We start from the raw sequence: 17,411 nt of genomic DNA on the forward strand, positions 1-17,411 counted from the left end.
ACTTAAAGCTTTCTAAATACATTTTATTGTTTACTCATGTTTTCACTTTGAGAATTTTCAGTTGTATGACCACCCTGCTGACTTGCTTCTGAGTTATTTGGTACAGCTTCAATAACGGATGTATTTATTGGTGCTTGCTTCTCTGTCTCTAGCACCCTTGATGTAATCTTGACTGATGTTGAATCAGAGTTTAGGACTTGAGTAACAGGACTCGGAACTTCTTTTACTGGTTCAACAGCGACTGGTGTTTCTACAGTTGGCGCAACTGTTCTGGTTGTGACTTTGACTGATGTTGCGCTTGGCTCAGCTTCAACTGCTGGCGTTGTTGCTTCTTTGGTAGGTTCAACAATTGCTGGTGTTTCCACAGCTGGTGTTGGTTTTACTTCTTCCTTTTCAGCTTCAACTACGGCTGGCGCAACTGCTCTTGTTGTGACTTTGACTGATGTTGCACTCGGTTCAGCTTCAACTGCTGGCGTTGTTGCTTCTTTGGTAGGTTCAACAATTGCTGGTGTTTCCACAACTGGTGTTGCTGGTGTTGGTTTTACTTCTTCCTTTTCAGCTTCAACTACAGTTGGCGTAACTGTTCTGGTTGTGACTTTGACTGATGTTGCGCTTGGCTCAGCTTCAACTGCTGGCGTTGTTGCTTCTTTGGTAGGTTCAACAATTGCTGGTGTTTCCACAGCTGGTGTTGGTTTTACTTCTTCCTTTTCAGCTTCAACTACGGCTGGCGCAACTGCTCTTGTTGTGACTTTGACTGATGTTGCACTCGGTTCAGCTTCAACTGCTGGCGTTGTTGCTTCTTTGGTAGGTTCAACAATTGCTGGTGTTTCCACAACTGGTGTTGCTGGTGTTGGTTTTACTTCTTCCTTTTCAGCTTCAACTACAGTTGGCGTAACTGTTCTGGTTGTGACTTTGACTGATGTTGCGCTTGGCTCAGCTTCAACTGCTGGCGTTGTTGCTTCTTTGGTAGGTTCAACAATTGCTGGTGTTTCCACAACTGGTGTCGCTGGTGTTGGTTTTACTTCTTCCTTTTCAGCTTCAACTACAGTCGGCGTAACTGTTCTGGTTGTTACTTTGACTGATGTTGCACTTGGCTCAGCTTCAACTGCTGGCGTTGTTGCTTCTTTGGTAGGTTCAACAATTACAGGTTTTTCTACAACTGGAGCCACTGGTGTAGGTTTTACTTCTTCCTTTTCAGCTTCAACTACAGCTGGTGAAACTGTTCTGGTTGTGACTTTGACTGATGTTGCACTCGGTTCAGCTTCAACGACTGGTTTTACAGTCTCTTTCGCAGGTTCAACAATTACAGGTTTTTCTACAACTGGAGCCACTGGTGTAGGTTTTACTTCTTCCTTTTCAGCTTCAACTACAGTTGGCGTAACTGTTCTGGTTGTGACTTTGACTGATGTTGCACTCGGTTCAGCTTCAACGACTGGTTTTACAGTCTCTTTCGCAGGTTCAACAATTACAGGTTTTTCTACAACTGGTGTCGCTGGTGTAGGTTTTACTTCTTCCTTATCAGCATCAACAACTGCGGGTGCAACTGTTCTGGTTGTGACTTTGACTGATGTTGCACTCGGTTCAGCTTCAACTGCTGGTTTTACAGTCTCTTTCGCAGGTTCAACAATTGCAGGTTTCTCTACAACTGGTGTCGCTGGTGTTGGTTTTACTTCTTCCTTATCAGCATCAACAACTGCGGGTGCAACTGTTCTGGTTGTGACTTTGACTGATGTTGCACTCGGTTCAGCTTCAACGACTGGTTTTACAGTCTCTTTTGCAGGTTCAACAATTGCAGGTTTCTCTACAACTGGTGTCGCTGCTTCAGGTTTTATGACTTTTTTTGCTTCAGCATCTACCGCAGGGTTGGTAGCTTCTTTAGTCGTAATCTTTACAGATAAAGCATTTGGATCTGATTCATTTTCATTATGGATAGGGACAGGTTCAATATTTAACTTTTTAAATACATTTTCCACATCCGCATCAAGTTTATCCAAGCTCTGTTTATCAAACTTCTCTTTAAAGGCATTGTTGACATAAGTTTGGGTTACAGTGTCAATTTTCAGACCATTATCAATAAACTCTTTCCCATACTTAGACGTATTGAGTTGGTAAATTGCCTGCAATTCTTCAATGCTATAGGTACTTGAAAATAAACGAGTACTAGCATCATCAAAAATTTGATTCGCTGCATCAGAGTTAAGATAGTTAATCACCACATTTTGCAATTTAGTTTGCATATCTGGTCGATTGAAATACACACTAACAAGTTTCTCTTGCCCAATTTTTCTTAAAGTCGTGACAACAATTTTGTCCAAATTGGTTGGAGACAACATGTCTTTTTTCAGTACATCTGAGGTTCGACTTGATTGTGCTGCACTGTAGGCAACGAAAAATTTATCATCATCCGCCGCATATGCATGGCTAATGGCTAAACTTGCAAGAATGGAAAATATAATTTTAGTTTTCATTGATAAGCTCCATTTGCCAGTGCATTTTTCAATTGATTTTGAAAATCGTCTTGCTGGCTAATCAGAACTGGAATTTCTTTGCTTAGATTTTGCATAAATTCTTGTTTTTTTAATTGCTTAGAAAGTACAGATTTCCCCGCTGGCGTTTGATAAAAATCAAGCTGACTTTTTACTGTTTCTTCAGTCTGCTGCTTTAAAAATTCTTGTTTATAAATATCAATCGTATTCGTTTGTATCGCAGTCAGCTTTGAAAGAACGAAATCTCGATAAAGATCCCTGATTTCTGCAGTCGCTTTTGTTCGACTATCTTCAGAAACAACGAGGCCTTGTGATTTTTTCTCTACTTTGCCTACTGCATAATCTTGAAAGTTTTTGGGATCAACTTTTTTTAGTTGAATCTTATTGTTTAAATCCTGATATATAAAATATTTCTCTGCTGTCGATGAATTTACAGGAGTTGCCCAAACATTAACTCCGATCAAAGTAGATCCTAACAAAGCCATCATTTTTTTATAAAAATGCATAACACACCCAAAATTATTTTTTATAACTCGACACTCTTTTTGAAATGTCAATTTGAAATTTGATTAATTGTATAACACATTTTTCAGTATACTTGATACATCTCACATTTCACAAAAAGATTTTGTTAAATAATTTTAAATATCTTATAAGATAAAATTATCAATTAGTTATGTTTAATCAATGCGTTAAGATCTCACCTCCTATAAGCAATTGGTTTATAATAAAATTCTCCAATTTCTTTATTTTTAACATTTTTCCATAAAATATATATATTTGTTTTATAACAGTTTTTTAAAATAAGGAAAACCTCTAAAATTATAGAATTAGTTTAAAAAGCTCAGCATTTAAGAGTTTTTTACCGCAAAAATTACTGTAATTTTCATGTAAATACCAAATATTCATTAACAATAACACTGCATTTAATTACATATTTAATGCATTTTTATTGAGCACTTTCATCATAAAGTTTGCTCAATTTGAGTGCTATATATCCCTTTTTATACTCGATTTTGCCCATTTTTTAGCTGCGTTCTATTAAGCTCATATGTCTTCAAACCATTATTTGTAGAATAAACGGATTTATTTTTTTATTATTTATCTCATGCCTTAGAAGTGCTGTTTAATTTTTCGGTGGTACTTTTTCTGGTAAATATGCTTTTCCATCAACACAGGTAAATTCGGTAGTGCCTTTGGGTAGATTATTATATTTCCAGAAGTGATCAGTATTTGGTGTATTTTTATACAATGCCCTCCCAGTACAAGTAAATACTTTATTTCCTTGCTTATCCGCTAAATAATCTGAAGACTTTGGTGTCCCTAATATATCAAAATTGTTAGCACTGCATGCTGTAAGTAAAATAGAACTTAGCAAGACCAACAAATATTTAATATCAGAAATAAAACTCATCATTTAGGTTCTTTTCCTTTGAGATAAGCTTTTCCATCCACACAGGTAAATTCAGTAGTCCCTTTGGGTAAATTATTATCAGACCAAAAAATTCTAGCATGAGTAGAATTTTTAAAAAAAGCCCTACCTCTACAATCAAAAACCTTATTGCCATTTTTATCTGTTAAATAATCTGAAGACTTTGGCGTTCCCAAAATATCAAAATTACTTGCACTACAAGCTGTAAGTAAAATAGAACTGCTCAAGACCAACGAATATTTAATATCAAAAATAAATCTCATCATTTGGGTTCTTTTCCTTTGAGATAAGCTTTACCATCGACACAAGTAAAATCTGTTGTGCCTTTTGGTAAGTTATTTTTTCCCAAAAAGCATCTGTGTTCCATGATTTTCTAAATAATGCTCCTCCATTACAATCTGAAACAAGATTACCATCTCTATTTCTTAAATAATCTGGGCCTAATAGCCCAACTACAACCCTGTAATAAAGCAAATAAAAAAGATAAAGTAGATGTAGTAATAACAATATTAAATATTTTCATAAAATCAATTTCTCAATATAACTGAGTAATCTTTCTAAAAATCTATATTACTCAGTCATCACTCAGGCAATTTAATACTGATCTTTTTTCAATTTTGATACAGCTTGATTAAAAATTTTTATATCAACTTTACGTTGCCCATTATGTAAAGATGCTGACAAATTTCCATTTATTAATTGAAATTCAAGTATGGCTGGCTGACTTGATTGCTTAAAAAACTCATTGAAACTGTTAAAGATAACAACATCATCCTCAGGCTCTTCACCTTTACCCCAAAAGCCATCACTTAGATAAATATTATGTTTATACCGAATCCCATCAATCTCATAATAAAAGGTAATCTCAGCAGGTACATGCTTCTTTTTTGCTTGTTCTTCTTCCAACATTTCATGTGTAACTAAATACTGTTCTGCATTTACGTATTGAATGTAATAAGCTTCCATTTTCAATTTAGAAAGTAAAATTTTCCATGGGAACGTATGGGTACTATAATTAAGCCATCGTCCAACAGGTATTTTCTTTTCTTGATATTGCTTCTGTATACGTTCAGGTAATTCTTTATTGCTTAATTCATAATATTTTTCTTCAGTAACCCAGCGTGCATCAAAACCTTCTGCTTTAGAAAAATACCACCATTCCATAGGTATTTCTTTTGCTTGATATCGCCCTAACTCAATACCTTTCGCACTACTTAACCGTAAAAACACCATACCACCGGGTTCAAAAGCAAAATCAATTCCATCTTCATGACCAAATACTTTTTCCTGATACTCCAAAGTTAGCATTGGCTTATGAAATAGATCTAATATTTGATCTCGAGGCAATTCAATCTGTACTTGGTAAAATTTTCTTTCTGTTTCCGAAAGCCATGTGAGTTGGACTGCATCAGGTAGTCGCACTTTTTTGTCAGGCATCCCACCACGAATATATGATCCTGTAGAACGCCAACCACCTGCAGCTCCGCCAGAAAATCCAATTCTCGATTTGCTATTGCTGTAAAACCAGAAACAATCCCCAGTAACCAACCGAATCGGATAATGTCGCGGTGTATATAGTTCTGTACTCCACTCAATTTTGTCTGATCTAAATATTTTTTGCATAACAGCTTTAACCTTATACTTTATTAATTTTTACATATTTCTTTAATATATCTATACATTATTTAATGGCAGATTTCATAAAATCACATTATTTATCACAAAATATTACAACTTTGCATAACTGTTAGCACTCAATAAAAGACTTTATCTGTTGATTTACTATGATTTTATGGCTTCAAAATATAAATCACTTGATACATGTGATCAATTTTAGTTAGTGTTTTGGAGGTGCCTTTTCTGGTAAATAAGCTTTACCATCTCGACAGACAAAATTAAGTGTGCCTCTTGGCAAATTATTTTCCTTCCAAAAATCTCTCGTCCATGAACTATCTTTACCCAAAGGATAACCTCTACAATCCATAACAAGCCCCCCACCAGGAAATTCATAATATTTAGAATTATTATGCACATCCATAGGTAATGGTCCAAAAGAGCCCAAAAAGCAAGCCGTTAATGAGATTGATAAACCGCACAATATCAAGCTCAGTAAATACCTATTCATAAGCTACTTCTTTGGAGGTGCTTTTTCGGGTAAATAAGCTTTACCATCTCGGCAGGCAAAATGAATTGTACCGTATGGTAAATTATTCTCTTGCCAAAAACGCTTAGTTAGTGAACCATCTTTAACTAAAGGGCGTCCCCTACAATCCATTACAAGACCTCCTTCTGGATATTCGATATAATTATTATCTCGATTGACATCCAGAGGTAGTGGTCCTAGCCCACCTAAAATACAAGCTGTTAATGGGATTGATAAACCGCACAATATCAAACTGAGTAAATACCTATTCATAACCTACTTCTTAGGAGGTGCTTTTTCTGGCAAATAAGCTTTACCATCGCGACAGACAAAATGAATTGTGCCTTCAGGCAAATTATTTTCCTTCCAAAAATCTCTCGTCCATGAACTATCTTTACCCAAAGGATAACCTCTACAATCCATAACAAGCCCCCCACCAGGAAATTCATAATATTTAGAATTATTATGCACATCCATAGGTAATGGTCCAAAAGAGCCCAAAAAGCAAGCCGTTAATGGTATACATATTACACAAAGGCTTGATACTAAATATTTCATATTCATAATTCTATCCTTTATAAAACGTCCGTTCAAATATATTGGCTTTTAGTTAATAACTTGAAAATTAAATATTTAATTCATCAATACTAATAATAAAGATTTATTTAAGTGGTGCCTTTTCGGGTAAATACACTTTATCATTTTTACTCAAAACATAATCTACTCTCGACCCTAAAGGGCTTACATGCCACCCACAACCTTAAATAAGTAAAATTAAAATGATTGGATAGATAACAACCCTATCCTAATAATGCTCATCATTTCGGCTCTTTACCTTTGACATAAGCTTTTCCATCAACACAAGTAAATTCAGTAGTACCTTTTGGCAGATTGTTTTCTTTCCAAAAATAATCTGTATCTGGCCAATCTTTAACTAATGCTTGACCTTGACAATCAAAAACTTTGTATCCTTGTTTATTTGTCAAATATACTGAAGATTTCGGAGTTCCAATTATATCAAATGAACCCACACTACAAGCTGTAAGTAAAATAGAACTTAGCAAGACCAACAAATATTTAATATCAGAAATAAAACCCATCATCTCGGTTCTTTTCCTTTGAGATAAGCTTTTCCATCAACACAGGTAAATTCAGTTGTACCTTTTGGCAGATTGCAATATTGGTCAAACTAATCTTTGACGATATTCATCTGCAGCCGCTATATGCACAATTTTTGTAATTTGATTGGGTTCAAAATTCAAGCCTTGATGATCTGCACTCACATCATTGGTATGATCAAATCAAATCAAATCAAATCAAATCAAATCAAATCAAATCAAATCAAAAATTAGAAATAGCATATAATTACTTTACAATCCTACTTTTCAATATATTTTATTTGAATATTTATTAATACCATAAATATTCATCATTCCCTACTTCCCTATTATTTAAATAATATAAATTCAAATTTACTTTTTTTGTACCATTTGTAAGGTAAGCAATAAATTCGCCTTCAACCTTATCAATGACTAATGCTGTAGGTAATTTATTATTAGAAAAATACTTTTGAAACATTTCAAAGATCTCTAATTCCCCGTTAGGATCTTCCCGCCCCCCAGGTTTATTTTTACTAAAACATAAAGTAGCCTGAAATCTTTTACCATCTTCTTTATAAAACCATTTATACCAAGCAGGGACTGCTTGTAATTGCTTTAAATCCAAATTTTTAAAGTCATTCTTGGTGATAAAGAAAGAATCTCCATTTACACATATTTGTCTATAACCATAAATATCCATTTTGCTAGCTACGTGCCATGGATATTTTTGCATTGAATAACTTTTCCATCGATCAGTGGGAAATTCACCATTTAATGCCTGCTGTTTATAGGGTTCTGGCATGTCATTAATAAAACCACTATTATATTTTTCTTCAGTTAATCCATTTGGGTTAAAGTTATTCGTTCTAGCAAAAAACTCCCATGGAATATCAACTTGTTCGGCTTGAAAATTGGCAATTTCTTTAGTTTTTACACCACCAACTCTTAAAGCAACAAATCCACCTGGAGCAAAGGCGAAGTTTATATTTTTATAAAATCGTGTATTCCTTTGCTTATCCATTTCAAAATCAAATCTTTCCTCAAATGCTTCTGCTATAGCCTGACGAGGTAAATGATATTTAATATGATAATACTTCCGTTCTGTATGAGATAGCCAAGTCAAATTCACTCCCAGTGGAATTTCAACCTTATTACTTGGGGATAAACCAACATCCACTCCGCCAGTTTTCCATCCAGCTCCAGCATGTCCATAAAATCCTAAACCATCCTGGCCTTTTTCATCATAAAACCAAAAACATTCACCATTGATCAACTCGATTTGATAAGGAAAAGGCGCGAATATTTCTGTAAACCACTGAATTTTAGTACTTGCTTTTGTCATTTAAAGGATCCTTTTGCTACACGCATTAAAACCAAATAAGCATTATTTAATACGGTAGAAATTAAATTTATAATTTATCTAAATTCAACTTAATAATTAAAAGTTAATCTTTATGATTTGAATTCACTATTTAGGTTCTTTTCCTGGTAAATAAGCTTTGCCATTTACACAAACAAATTCTGTAGTGCCTTTGGGTAGATTGAATACTCTCCAAAAAGATTCATTATCTTCATCATTTTTAAACATAATCCTACCTTGACAATCTTTAACAATCCCTCCATTTTTATTTCTTAAAAAATCTTTACTATCAACTGTTGGTAGAATATTATAATCGATACAACCAGTAGTTAGGGTTCCTATAAATATCAGTAAAATAATATTTTTCATGACTCATCCTTCTACAACATCACGATAAAATCGGTTAGTTCTTATATCAATATGAGCAATATTGACTTGAGTAAAAGCTAGAGATAATAATTTAGCATCCATCGAACTACACCAATGTAAATATTTATTATATAAATCCTCTTTTAATTGCTCATCGTCTTTAATATCTATAAATGGCATGTCAATTTTGGTACCTTCATATTGATGAGGTATATTTTGTGATCCATCTTGGATTCTTTTCTCTACAAATTTTTTTTCAGTTTGTGCCATATTTCTATCAAGTAATTCAAATGCTTGAGATTTTAAATTATCAAACATTTTTTTCAATTTATCATCTCCGGTAGTTTCAATTTTATATTTAGTTAAATAATCTTCTTTAAAATAATAAGCATTAAATTTTCTAATCATTTCAATCATAATAAAAGTTGGAATTTTAGGATAATCATTAGATAAATTTTCCCTTTTAATATTTATTTTCTCAAATAATTTATCTTTTTTAATTCTAATTTGTGTATTTTCAGGTTTATTGTTTACTATATCCTCAGTTGTGTTTATGACCCATTTATCCTCTAATAGATGTGCCATCACTTCATTAAAATTCGCATTATTTGATTCTTTTCTTGCCCGTGCTTCTGTTCTAGCCACTGGCATAAAGATTCCTAATGGATTTAGGCTTGGTAATAATAAGTCATCAGGCTGATCATCATAAATTCGAAGCTTTTGAAGAATGGTATCTTCTTGTATTTTTCCTTTATCTATCCAAGTATTAGACTCTTTATCAAACTCTTTCTCTGTATTCAAACCATCTCCGATGTCCGTATGACAACCAGGCATTACCAATTCAAAGCCATTAGTATCCAACACAGAATGTTTAATACTGGTCACATTAAACTTTTGTCTAAACTCATGCCCTGCTAAAATATGAACAATTTTACCAGATAAACATTGCCCAAAATTTAAGTCTTGATGATTGGCTTTAACATCATCAGTGTGATTTACCCCAATCGAAGAAACCGTATCAAATAACCCCACCATTTTTAAAGTGACATGGTAAGCACTTAAATCTAAATACTCACTTTGTTCCAATACATATTCTGTTTTCAGTTTAATTTTTTTTTGCTTCATCACACGATTACAGAACATTCTTGCCGTAGCTGCCCCACGACTAAAACCATAAACATTAAATATAATCGAACTAAATGTGACCTCATTCTCAGCTAAAATATTCTCTAACTTTTGTTTTATTTGTTTAAACATTTTATCTAATTTTCCATTAACTCCAGTAGAAAACCATCCAAATGCAGCACCAACCGTATTATCACTAACAGGATGTGTTTCATATACTTTCAATTGCTTATTATATGTAGGATGGTCTTCCCAGCTTTCAGTTCCAGAACCATCTACATATAGAGGTATAATATAAGGATCATCTTCTCTTGATGCTCTATGCATTTGATCCACTCCTGTTGGTGCTCGAGCAAAACTTATTCCTAAATTGTATTTTTTCTTTTGAGCCTTAGGATCTTTAAAATCATCTTGCATCAAATTTTTTGGATCATTATAAAAGTCTGAATTTTTTTTACTGTTCCAAGTTCCATCAAAAAAAACATTAAATTCTAAATGATCTAAGTTAAGATCAATTTTAGATTTAGGTTTAGGATTTGTTGGGCTACTCTCTTTGCAGATTGGTCTAGTTTCGACATTTAAATTCATATATTATTTTACCTTATTCTAATATCACTATTTTATTCATCATCATTTGTAGAATTACGATCATCAGGATATATTTTTAAACCTATATTTTTAGCACCACTAAAGATTCGGTCAGTTTGACCGTTGGCGTCAGTTACACCATAAAAAACATTACCGAGATCATCTATGATTTTATATCTAAATCCTGAGATTGGTTCACCACTACGATTTTTAAGTACAAACATCTCATCATTAAACAAAGGATTTTCACTCTTGATCGGCTGACTTGAAGGTCCTTCAAACTTATGGTCGGCTGCATGCGCTTTCCACTGACCATTGGTTCCATGTTCAATACCATTCGGTGTGATCTTAATATAACTACCACCTGCATTGATCATCACACCTTCTTTTGCGGTGATCTCAACCCAATCCCCATGTGAATGCACTTGTACTTTTTGTTGCGCCAATACATCGATACCCGCTGTTTGTGCATTGAGTTCAATTTTTTCTTTAGCAGCAAATAAACGAATACCTTTTAATTGAGAAAAAAATCGAATCGCGCCACGCACACTCGCCAACAAGTTTTTACCTGAACTTAAACTAATATGTTGTCCTGCAGTCAGGGCTATGTGCTCACCATTGGCAATTTGCGTAGACTTTTCACTGGCGATATCCACACCCGTCGGGCTATGCATCACCACTTGAGGATCAGTCAATTCGGCATTTTTTCCTTTTGCCTGACCACCTGTCACCGCACTATTCAATTGTTTTAAAACTTTAACTGTTTCTGTTTGGTCATCGCCATCTTGGTTTTTATGCTCAACTGCTGATTGTGCCAAATTTAGATGCTGTTGATAGGCAGTATCGAGAACGATACCCGCTTCGTTAAGCTCTTTAACAAATCCAGAAGCATCTCCACGCCCCTGACTGGTAATTAACAATCCTTTTTGTGAACGAATCACACCATGACCATCTGTTCGGAGCTCAAAACCTTCGCCACGGAAATCTTTACGTCCTTTAGGATCGGGGATGCGTGTGATATATCCGAGGTTGAGTTCACTGGCTTGATGGTCACTTTTTAAATGAACTTGGATTTGTCCATTGGTATCATCCATCACCAATTGATTGGCTTGTTTACCACCTAATTCTTTAGATTTTATTCCAGAGAGTGCTTTTTGACTTGGCAACTCCCAAACAGGCATTTGTTCTGGGTTGGTCAAGCGTCCTGCCACAAATGGCATATCAGGATCACCATTAAAGAAGTCAACAATCACTTCCTGACCTATACGAGGCAGATGAATCGTACCAAAGTTATTGCCTGCCCAAGCCGTGGATACCCGAAGCCAGCAGGTACTATTTTCATCTTTAACGCCATAACGATCCCAATGGAACTGTACTTTTACACGCCCATATTGATCTGTATAAATCTCCTCTCCAGCAGGTCCCACGACTGTCGCTGTTTGAGGTTTTCCCTGTGGTTTATTTAGATTTAAATCTGGTCTCAGGATTTGTTCATCTGGCTGTACCAAAAATTTGACATTTGAGTCATAAAATTGGTTGTCCGCTTTTTCTTCGCTGAGATCTTGGATCGTGGTTTGCGTTCCAAGCACCAACCAACCTCGGTTAGACTCACTATTTGGGTGATTTTCCAGATTAAAGCGATAACCCGTTTGTAAACCTTTTAAACGTCCTTGCCCTTCTGCACGATAGCCATGTTGATATAATTCTTCTATACGGTTTTTTGCCCGTACTTGCCCACCTTCTTCGGCACTTAAAAAATCACCTTGTTGCCATTCATAGACTTCTTGTTCAGCATAATCATGATCCCAAAGAAATTGGTCTTGGGCAGTTTGTACTAAGCTCGGTTGTTTAAATTGATAATCGCTGAGCTGGACTTTACCTGAAACCAGATTTTGTACAGGCTCAAAATTTTCAATATATTCAGCAAGTTCAGGAAAGCGTTGGTTTGGTGGATATATGCTCAGATTACGATAGCCTGATGCTTCCATTTCTTTATATGCTGCATTGTGATCTGACAACACTAAAGTCAAATGGTTTTGGCTATGCTCAAAATGAAAATTGATCGAATGCTCTTGCATTAAGCGTTTGATAAAACTGTAATCATCCTCGCCATACTGTGCTTGAAAGTCCAAAACTGGATAATCTTGACTACAGCGATAATCAACTGGATAAGGATAAGGTTCGAGTATTTCCTCAATAATTTGCAAAACCGTTTTATGCTGATAAATCTTATAATTACTGGTTTTTGTGAGCAACCAAAGCCACGGTACGAGCGTGATTTTATACATGGCATGACGGTTACGAACAGCTAAGGCCTCGACTCGATTGACCAATCCTCGATAATAACGTGTGCCATTGATATTGCTTTGATATGTATTTTCCCCACTAAAATTATTGATATTTTCCAAGTTTGAAAAATCAGGTTTTAGTCCATCCAATCTCACAGATATAGCAATTTCAGTCCCAATCAAACTTTGTAAATTTAGGTCAGATGCAGGACTGCCACCACTGGTCGCCCTTTGTTTAGGGACATAGCCTTCTAAACCTGCATAGCCATGCGCAGGATTGTGAAATTCATCGCGAACTTTAACCACGAGTTGATATTCAAAAAGCTCATTAATCTTGTCAGTACCTGACAATGAGTCAAACCAAAAGTATGAAGTTCCATACTCGCTTTCAGGCAAAGCTTTGCCAAATAGTTTTATTTGATGATTCATTTTTAATTAATACTGTGATTTTTCTCTTAATTCACAAGTATATACATATTTACTTAACAGTTTTTTTAATTTTTGTTGCAAATCATTTTAAATTAAGAATCTTATGTTTTTTTTATTATTTAGTTATTTTCATCATATCAACATGGCAGATAACTCTATAAAAATTAATAAATTTTCATTTTTTGTCTTTTAAAGTATCAATTCGTTAAAAAATGTATATTGAATCGCTTCTGCCTACTCAGCATGGAAAATAGCAGCTTGATTTATAGTTTAGGGAGGTGATTTTTTAATACCAGTCTCGGAAGTTTTGCCAGATTGATCATTATTTTGGCAATTGCACATCTATATAATTTTCATCAATGGAAATGCCCTGCTTTCTGAATTCTGTCTCTTGTTTTTCACGTGATATTTTCCATTTTGGGATATCTTGTTGCAGATACTCACGCCAATGTTCGACGCGTGTTTTTTCATCATAACGATATAGGTAGGAAGCTGCTGCCGTTTCTATTTCTATATCAGATAAAACACTGCTAACCGATACTTTAGCGATTAGATTTTCTCTTTTAAACATTACAAAAATATTGCCATCTGCTATATATTTTTGCCATTTTTCATAACGATCTATATAAAAACCATCTTTGAGTCCAATACTTTTATTTTCCCATGATGCTTTGCCAAAAACTCTAGGATCTTCTGGATCAATGTAGGCTTGCCAGCCATAATTTTTCAACATGTCTCGAATCTTGGCATAAAGCTCATATAATTGTTTGTCATTAAGATTTTCACCGCTAGTAGCAGTATCAACCAATAAATTATCGATGCCTAAATGCGGAATATTGTCATCATTGACTAGACGTAAATCTTTGATATGATCCATCGCAAATATAGGCTGTTGGTCAGTGTCCATTAATACAATTTTTATTTTCTCGATTTCTTTAAATGGTAAAACAGGACGCATAAACCCCGGACCTACCCCTGATGCATTGACTTTAAACATATTTGGATTACGTCGATAGACATCTTGTGCAGACTCGCCCAAATGAACTTTAATTTCATATTGACCTTGTTGGTTTGGGACTGGCATGGGTTGAGGTGTTGTTTTTTGATTTGCTTTTAAGAAACATGAAAATAACAACACAATAAGCAATAAAACGCTTATCGCCAATACGTTTCTTTTAGTTATATGGAAGCGACATAGGAATAGCCATCTCCTATCTATTGTTTTTCGAAATGTTCCTCTCTCAATTTACATATATAGCGATAAATATCTGGAAAGTCACCCCTTCCAGATATTGAACCGCTGACTTTTCACTTCGCTTTTAAAAACTTTGTGAAATGCTGAATTTAAAATCTCGACCAGTCCCAGTCATATATTCACCTAGATACATTTTATAGTCACGGTTAAATAAATTATCTATGGAAAAATTCAGTACAGGTCCTTTTGCACTCATTGGCTGCCAATCTACAAAAATACTATGCAATGAATAGCCTTTGGTTTTTGGCAGTGAAAATGAAGAAGCAGCTGGAGACTTGTCATGATCTGATAGACTTCGATTTTGTGCAGCAACAAATATTCCACGCCATCCCATAGTTAAATGATGTTCTGGAACATTTACCCCAAGTGTAGCCGTAGCCTTTTTCGGTGGAATATCCACAATCCATGTTTTTTGGTCTAACCATGGATTTACAGGTGAATGATCACGCTGTCCACGAATATAAGAATAGGTTATCCCTGTAAACCATGTCGGTTGATTATAAAAAAGTTCAGCCTCATAAGCTTTTATCGTGTAGTCACCTACATTTCGGTAAAATCCATGATAATAATCACCATTACAATCACTTACGCTACCTGAACCTCCACTGGCATTATTATCTGCTTGCGCTTTACAAAAAGTTGAACGATTGCGAAATATCTCATCTGAACCGCGATTATGATGATAAGTAAAACGTGCTTGTAAATGATCTTGATCAGAAAATACATCATCAAAATTGAATTCATTTCCTAGACGTATCGCTGTCATTTTTTCAGTCAGTAAATAACGACTGGTTGAGGGTACAGTGGTGATCGCAGATTGAACATAATATTGCTCATCTACACGCGGCGCTCTCCATGTCTTGCTGGCATTTGAAAACCAAGTCAAATAATCCGTTTGTTTCCAAGCCAAAGCTAAGCGTGGCGACCAACCACTATAAGTTTTACTACTATAATCATGACCTGCTGATGGATCATTGAAGCGTGGTGCTTGGTTAGGTTTGCCTTTATTGACAATATGATCATAGCGTAATGAAGGTGAAATAGTCACATCGCCGATTTGATATTGATCTTCTACAAAAGCACTCAGCATTTGTTGCTGACCTGTCGGCATATAGTTTGGTTCATAATAACCAAAATTATAATCAGGCTTTTTCGCATTGGCTTTATCGTACATCAAGGACTCTTGTTCCATCCGTTGATATTGCGCGCCTACTTTTATTTTATGATTTCCATAATCAGTTTCGATATCGCTGATATTACTGAGTTTAAAGGATGTATTGGTATAATCTACCCAGCTTTCATTGCCTAACAGTGCCGAAGAACCATTGACTGTTGGCAGTCTCAAATCATGTTGAGAGGTTTTTGAATAGGATGCCACAGCTTTAAGATTGAGGTAAGGATTTGCCTCTGGATTGAGTTCATAACTGGCTGAAAAACTTGTGTCTTTTTGATCACGATAGACCAAACGTCGCTTCCATGCTTCATCATAACCATATTTTTTAATATCAGCCTCAGTAGGCACGGCATCCTGATCTCGCATAGCCGCAAATGGTTCCCAACCTTCATGACCACTTCGCATGGCATTTAGGGAGATTTTCTGGCTGTCCGAAGGATGAAAATTAAGCTTTGCTAAATAAGTGTCTTGATCTTGTGCAGAATATAAAAACTTACTGCCATCTGGACGTTCTACATCTCCGCTATCACGTTTGGTGTAATAAAATAATCCATCAGCGAGACCATTTTCAGTTTTACCATATACAGCACCAGTATAAGTATTTTGCGCATTATTTGAAAAACGTGAATATTTTAAAAATGCGCCAAGATTTTTATCATCCAATAATAAATCTGTCGCATCCTTTGTTTCCAAGGTCACTTTACCGCCAAAACCACCATTTCCCACTTCGACATTATGTGGACCTTTATCCACTGTTATTCTTTTTAAAATTTCAGGTTCAATAAAAACCGAACCTTGTCGATATTTATCAAAGGTTTTAACTGAATCATCCAATGTAATCGGGACATCCGCCACACCGCCCATGCCTAAAATATTGATGGTTTGCCCACCGGGACGTGGAGAGCCTGCTGAGCCGACACTCGGCATATTATCCAACAATTGCGCTACATTATTTGCTTGATAGCGATTGATCGCTGTTTGGTTTAAAACACTTTGACCAAATTTTATCGTATCGTCATTTTCAGCATAAGCCACAATCGCAGGGATCTGATAAATTTGATCTGGAGAATCTGTCGTGGACGCACTCTGATTAGGCATTTCCTTTTTAGATAATGTCGCTGTCGATGATGGACTGGTTGCCTTAGCAGTTGATTTTTCTGTCAGCACATAACCTACACCCTTTTTTTCGATCTGAAATGGCGTGTTTTTTACCAAGATCACGAAAAACTGATCGACTGTGTACTGCCCCTTGATGGCATTGACCCGATACAGATTGGTTTTTTCTGAATTGAGCAACAGCGACACATTTGCTTGTTGTGCCAGACTATTTAAAGCTTGCGTAAGTGAACCACTTTGAACTTGATAAAACGCGCGTTCAACGTGTTCTCCTGCATAAGCAGGTGTATGCGTCATACTCATTGTTAAACCAACAAACATCGCCAATGCCAGTGGTTTTAAAGCATATTTCTTAGATAAAATTTGGGACATAATCAATTTACCAATAAATAAATGATAATCATTTATAGTTTTGAGTCAAAAAATATTCCTGTTTCTAAGTGATATGCCGAAGCTCAAGGCTAAAAACCGCAATCAAAATGGATATTTTTATTCATTTATTTATATTTATGATTTTATATTTTAATTTTCAAATATTTATAATTT

15 protein-coding genes are annotated in these 17,411 nt (G+C 35.2%); all 15 read right to left on the bottom strand.

From position 1 onward, the window contains the following. Positions 1 to 23: 23 nt before the first annotated feature. The 15 genes from F960_RS08035 to F960_RS08110 all read right to left on the bottom strand — a co-directional run bounded on the left by F960_RS08035 (position 24) and on the right by F960_RS08110 (position 17,237). Positions 24 to 2,468: a hypothetical protein gene (locus tag F960_RS08035; RefSeq protein ID WP_004861898.1), complete on the bottom strand. Its 2,445-nt coding sequence runs from the start codon at positions 2,466 to 2,468 to the stop codon at positions 24 to 26. Beyond that, the gene (locus F960_RS08040) at positions 2,465 to 3,043 is read right to left on the bottom strand and encodes a DUF2059 domain-containing protein (RefSeq protein ID WP_155768234.1); all 579 of its coding nucleotides are present in this window, start codon (positions 3,041 to 3,043) and stop codon (positions 2,465 to 2,467) included. Before F960_RS08040 ends, F960_RS08035 begins: the two co-directional genes overlap by 4 nt. A gap of 569 nt (positions 3,044 to 3,612) precedes the next feature. Beyond that, the gene (locus F960_RS08045) at positions 3,613 to 3,903 is read right to left on the bottom strand and encodes a hypothetical protein (protein WP_004861903.1); all 291 of its coding nucleotides are present in this window, start codon (positions 3,901 to 3,903) and stop codon (positions 3,613 to 3,615) included. Beyond that, positions 3,900 to 4,184, bottom strand: a complete 285-nt coding sequence (locus tag F960_RS08050) for a hypothetical protein (RefSeq protein ID WP_004861905.1) — start codon at positions 4,182 to 4,184, stop codon at positions 3,900 to 3,902. The genes F960_RS08045 and F960_RS08050 overlap by 4 nt, the downstream gene beginning before the upstream one ends. A gap of 328 nt (positions 4,185 to 4,512) precedes the next feature. Beyond that, the gene (locus tag F960_RS08060) at positions 4,513 to 5,541 is read right to left on the bottom strand and encodes a DUF2931 family protein (protein WP_004861908.1); all 1,029 of its coding nucleotides are present in this window, start codon (positions 5,539 to 5,541) and stop codon (positions 4,513 to 4,515) included. A gap of 214 nt (positions 5,542 to 5,755) precedes the next feature. Next, entirely contained in the window at positions 5,756 to 6,043 is a 288-nt protein-coding gene (locus F960_RS08065) for a hypothetical protein (protein WP_035373628.1), read from the bottom strand. A 3-nt stretch (positions 6,044 to 6,046) separates the two neighbouring features. Beyond that, a complete protein-coding gene (locus tag F960_RS08070) occupies positions 6,047 to 6,334 on the bottom strand; it encodes a hypothetical protein (RefSeq protein ID WP_004861913.1) in 288 nt (95 codons plus the stop codon). 3 nt (positions 6,335 to 6,337) lie between these two features. Next, positions 6,338 to 6,625 carry a hypothetical protein gene (locus F960_RS08075; protein WP_004861915.1) on the bottom strand — a complete coding sequence of 96 codons (288 nt, stop codon included), beginning with the start codon at positions 6,623 to 6,625 and terminating at the stop codon, positions 6,338 to 6,340. Positions 6,626 to 6,879: 254 nt separating this feature from the next. Continuing rightward, positions 6,880 to 7,164 (bottom strand): hypothetical protein, encoded by a 285-nt coding sequence (locus tag F960_RS08080; protein WP_004861919.1) that lies wholly within the window; start codon positions 7,162 to 7,164, stop codon positions 6,880 to 6,882. A 307-nt stretch (positions 7,165 to 7,471) separates the two neighbouring features. Next, positions 7,472 to 8,503, bottom strand: coding sequence for a DUF2931 family protein (locus F960_RS08085; RefSeq protein ID WP_004861923.1), 1,032 nt, complete (start codon positions 8,501 to 8,503; stop codon positions 7,472 to 7,474). 126 nt (positions 8,504 to 8,629) lie between these two features. Next, the gene (locus F960_RS08090; protein WP_004861927.1) at positions 8,630 to 8,890 is read right to left on the bottom strand and encodes a hypothetical protein; all 261 of its coding nucleotides are present in this window, start codon (positions 8,888 to 8,890) and stop codon (positions 8,630 to 8,632) included. A 3-nt stretch (positions 8,891 to 8,893) separates the two neighbouring features. Further along, positions 8,894 to 10,603: a phospholipase effector Tle1 domain-containing protein gene (locus F960_RS08095; protein WP_004861928.1), complete on the bottom strand. Its 1,710-nt coding sequence runs from the start codon at positions 10,601 to 10,603 to the stop codon at positions 8,894 to 8,896. Positions 10,604 to 10,635: 32 nt separating this feature from the next. Further along, entirely contained in the window at positions 10,636 to 13,320 is a 2,685-nt protein-coding gene (locus F960_RS08100) for a type VI secretion system Vgr family protein (protein WP_004861931.1), read from the bottom strand. Between the two features lie 322 nt (positions 13,321 to 13,642). Continuing rightward, on the bottom strand, positions 13,643 to 14,485 hold the full coding sequence (locus tag F960_RS08105) for a hypothetical protein (RefSeq protein ID WP_020846875.1): 843 nt from the start codon (positions 14,483 to 14,485) through the stop codon (positions 13,643 to 13,645). Between the two features lie 154 nt (positions 14,486 to 14,639). Then, positions 14,640 to 17,237, bottom strand: coding sequence for a TonB-dependent hemoglobin/transferrin/lactoferrin family receptor (locus F960_RS08110; RefSeq protein WP_004861937.1), 2,598 nt, complete (start codon positions 17,235 to 17,237; stop codon positions 14,640 to 14,642). Positions 17,238 to 17,411 lie beyond the last annotated feature (174 nt).

Origin of the sequence: Acinetobacter gerneri DSM 14967 = CIP 107464 = MTCC 9824 (assembly GCF_000368565.1) — a bacterium.
Lineage (GTDB): Bacteria > Pseudomonadota > Gammaproteobacteria > Pseudomonadales > Moraxellaceae > Acinetobacter > Acinetobacter gerneri.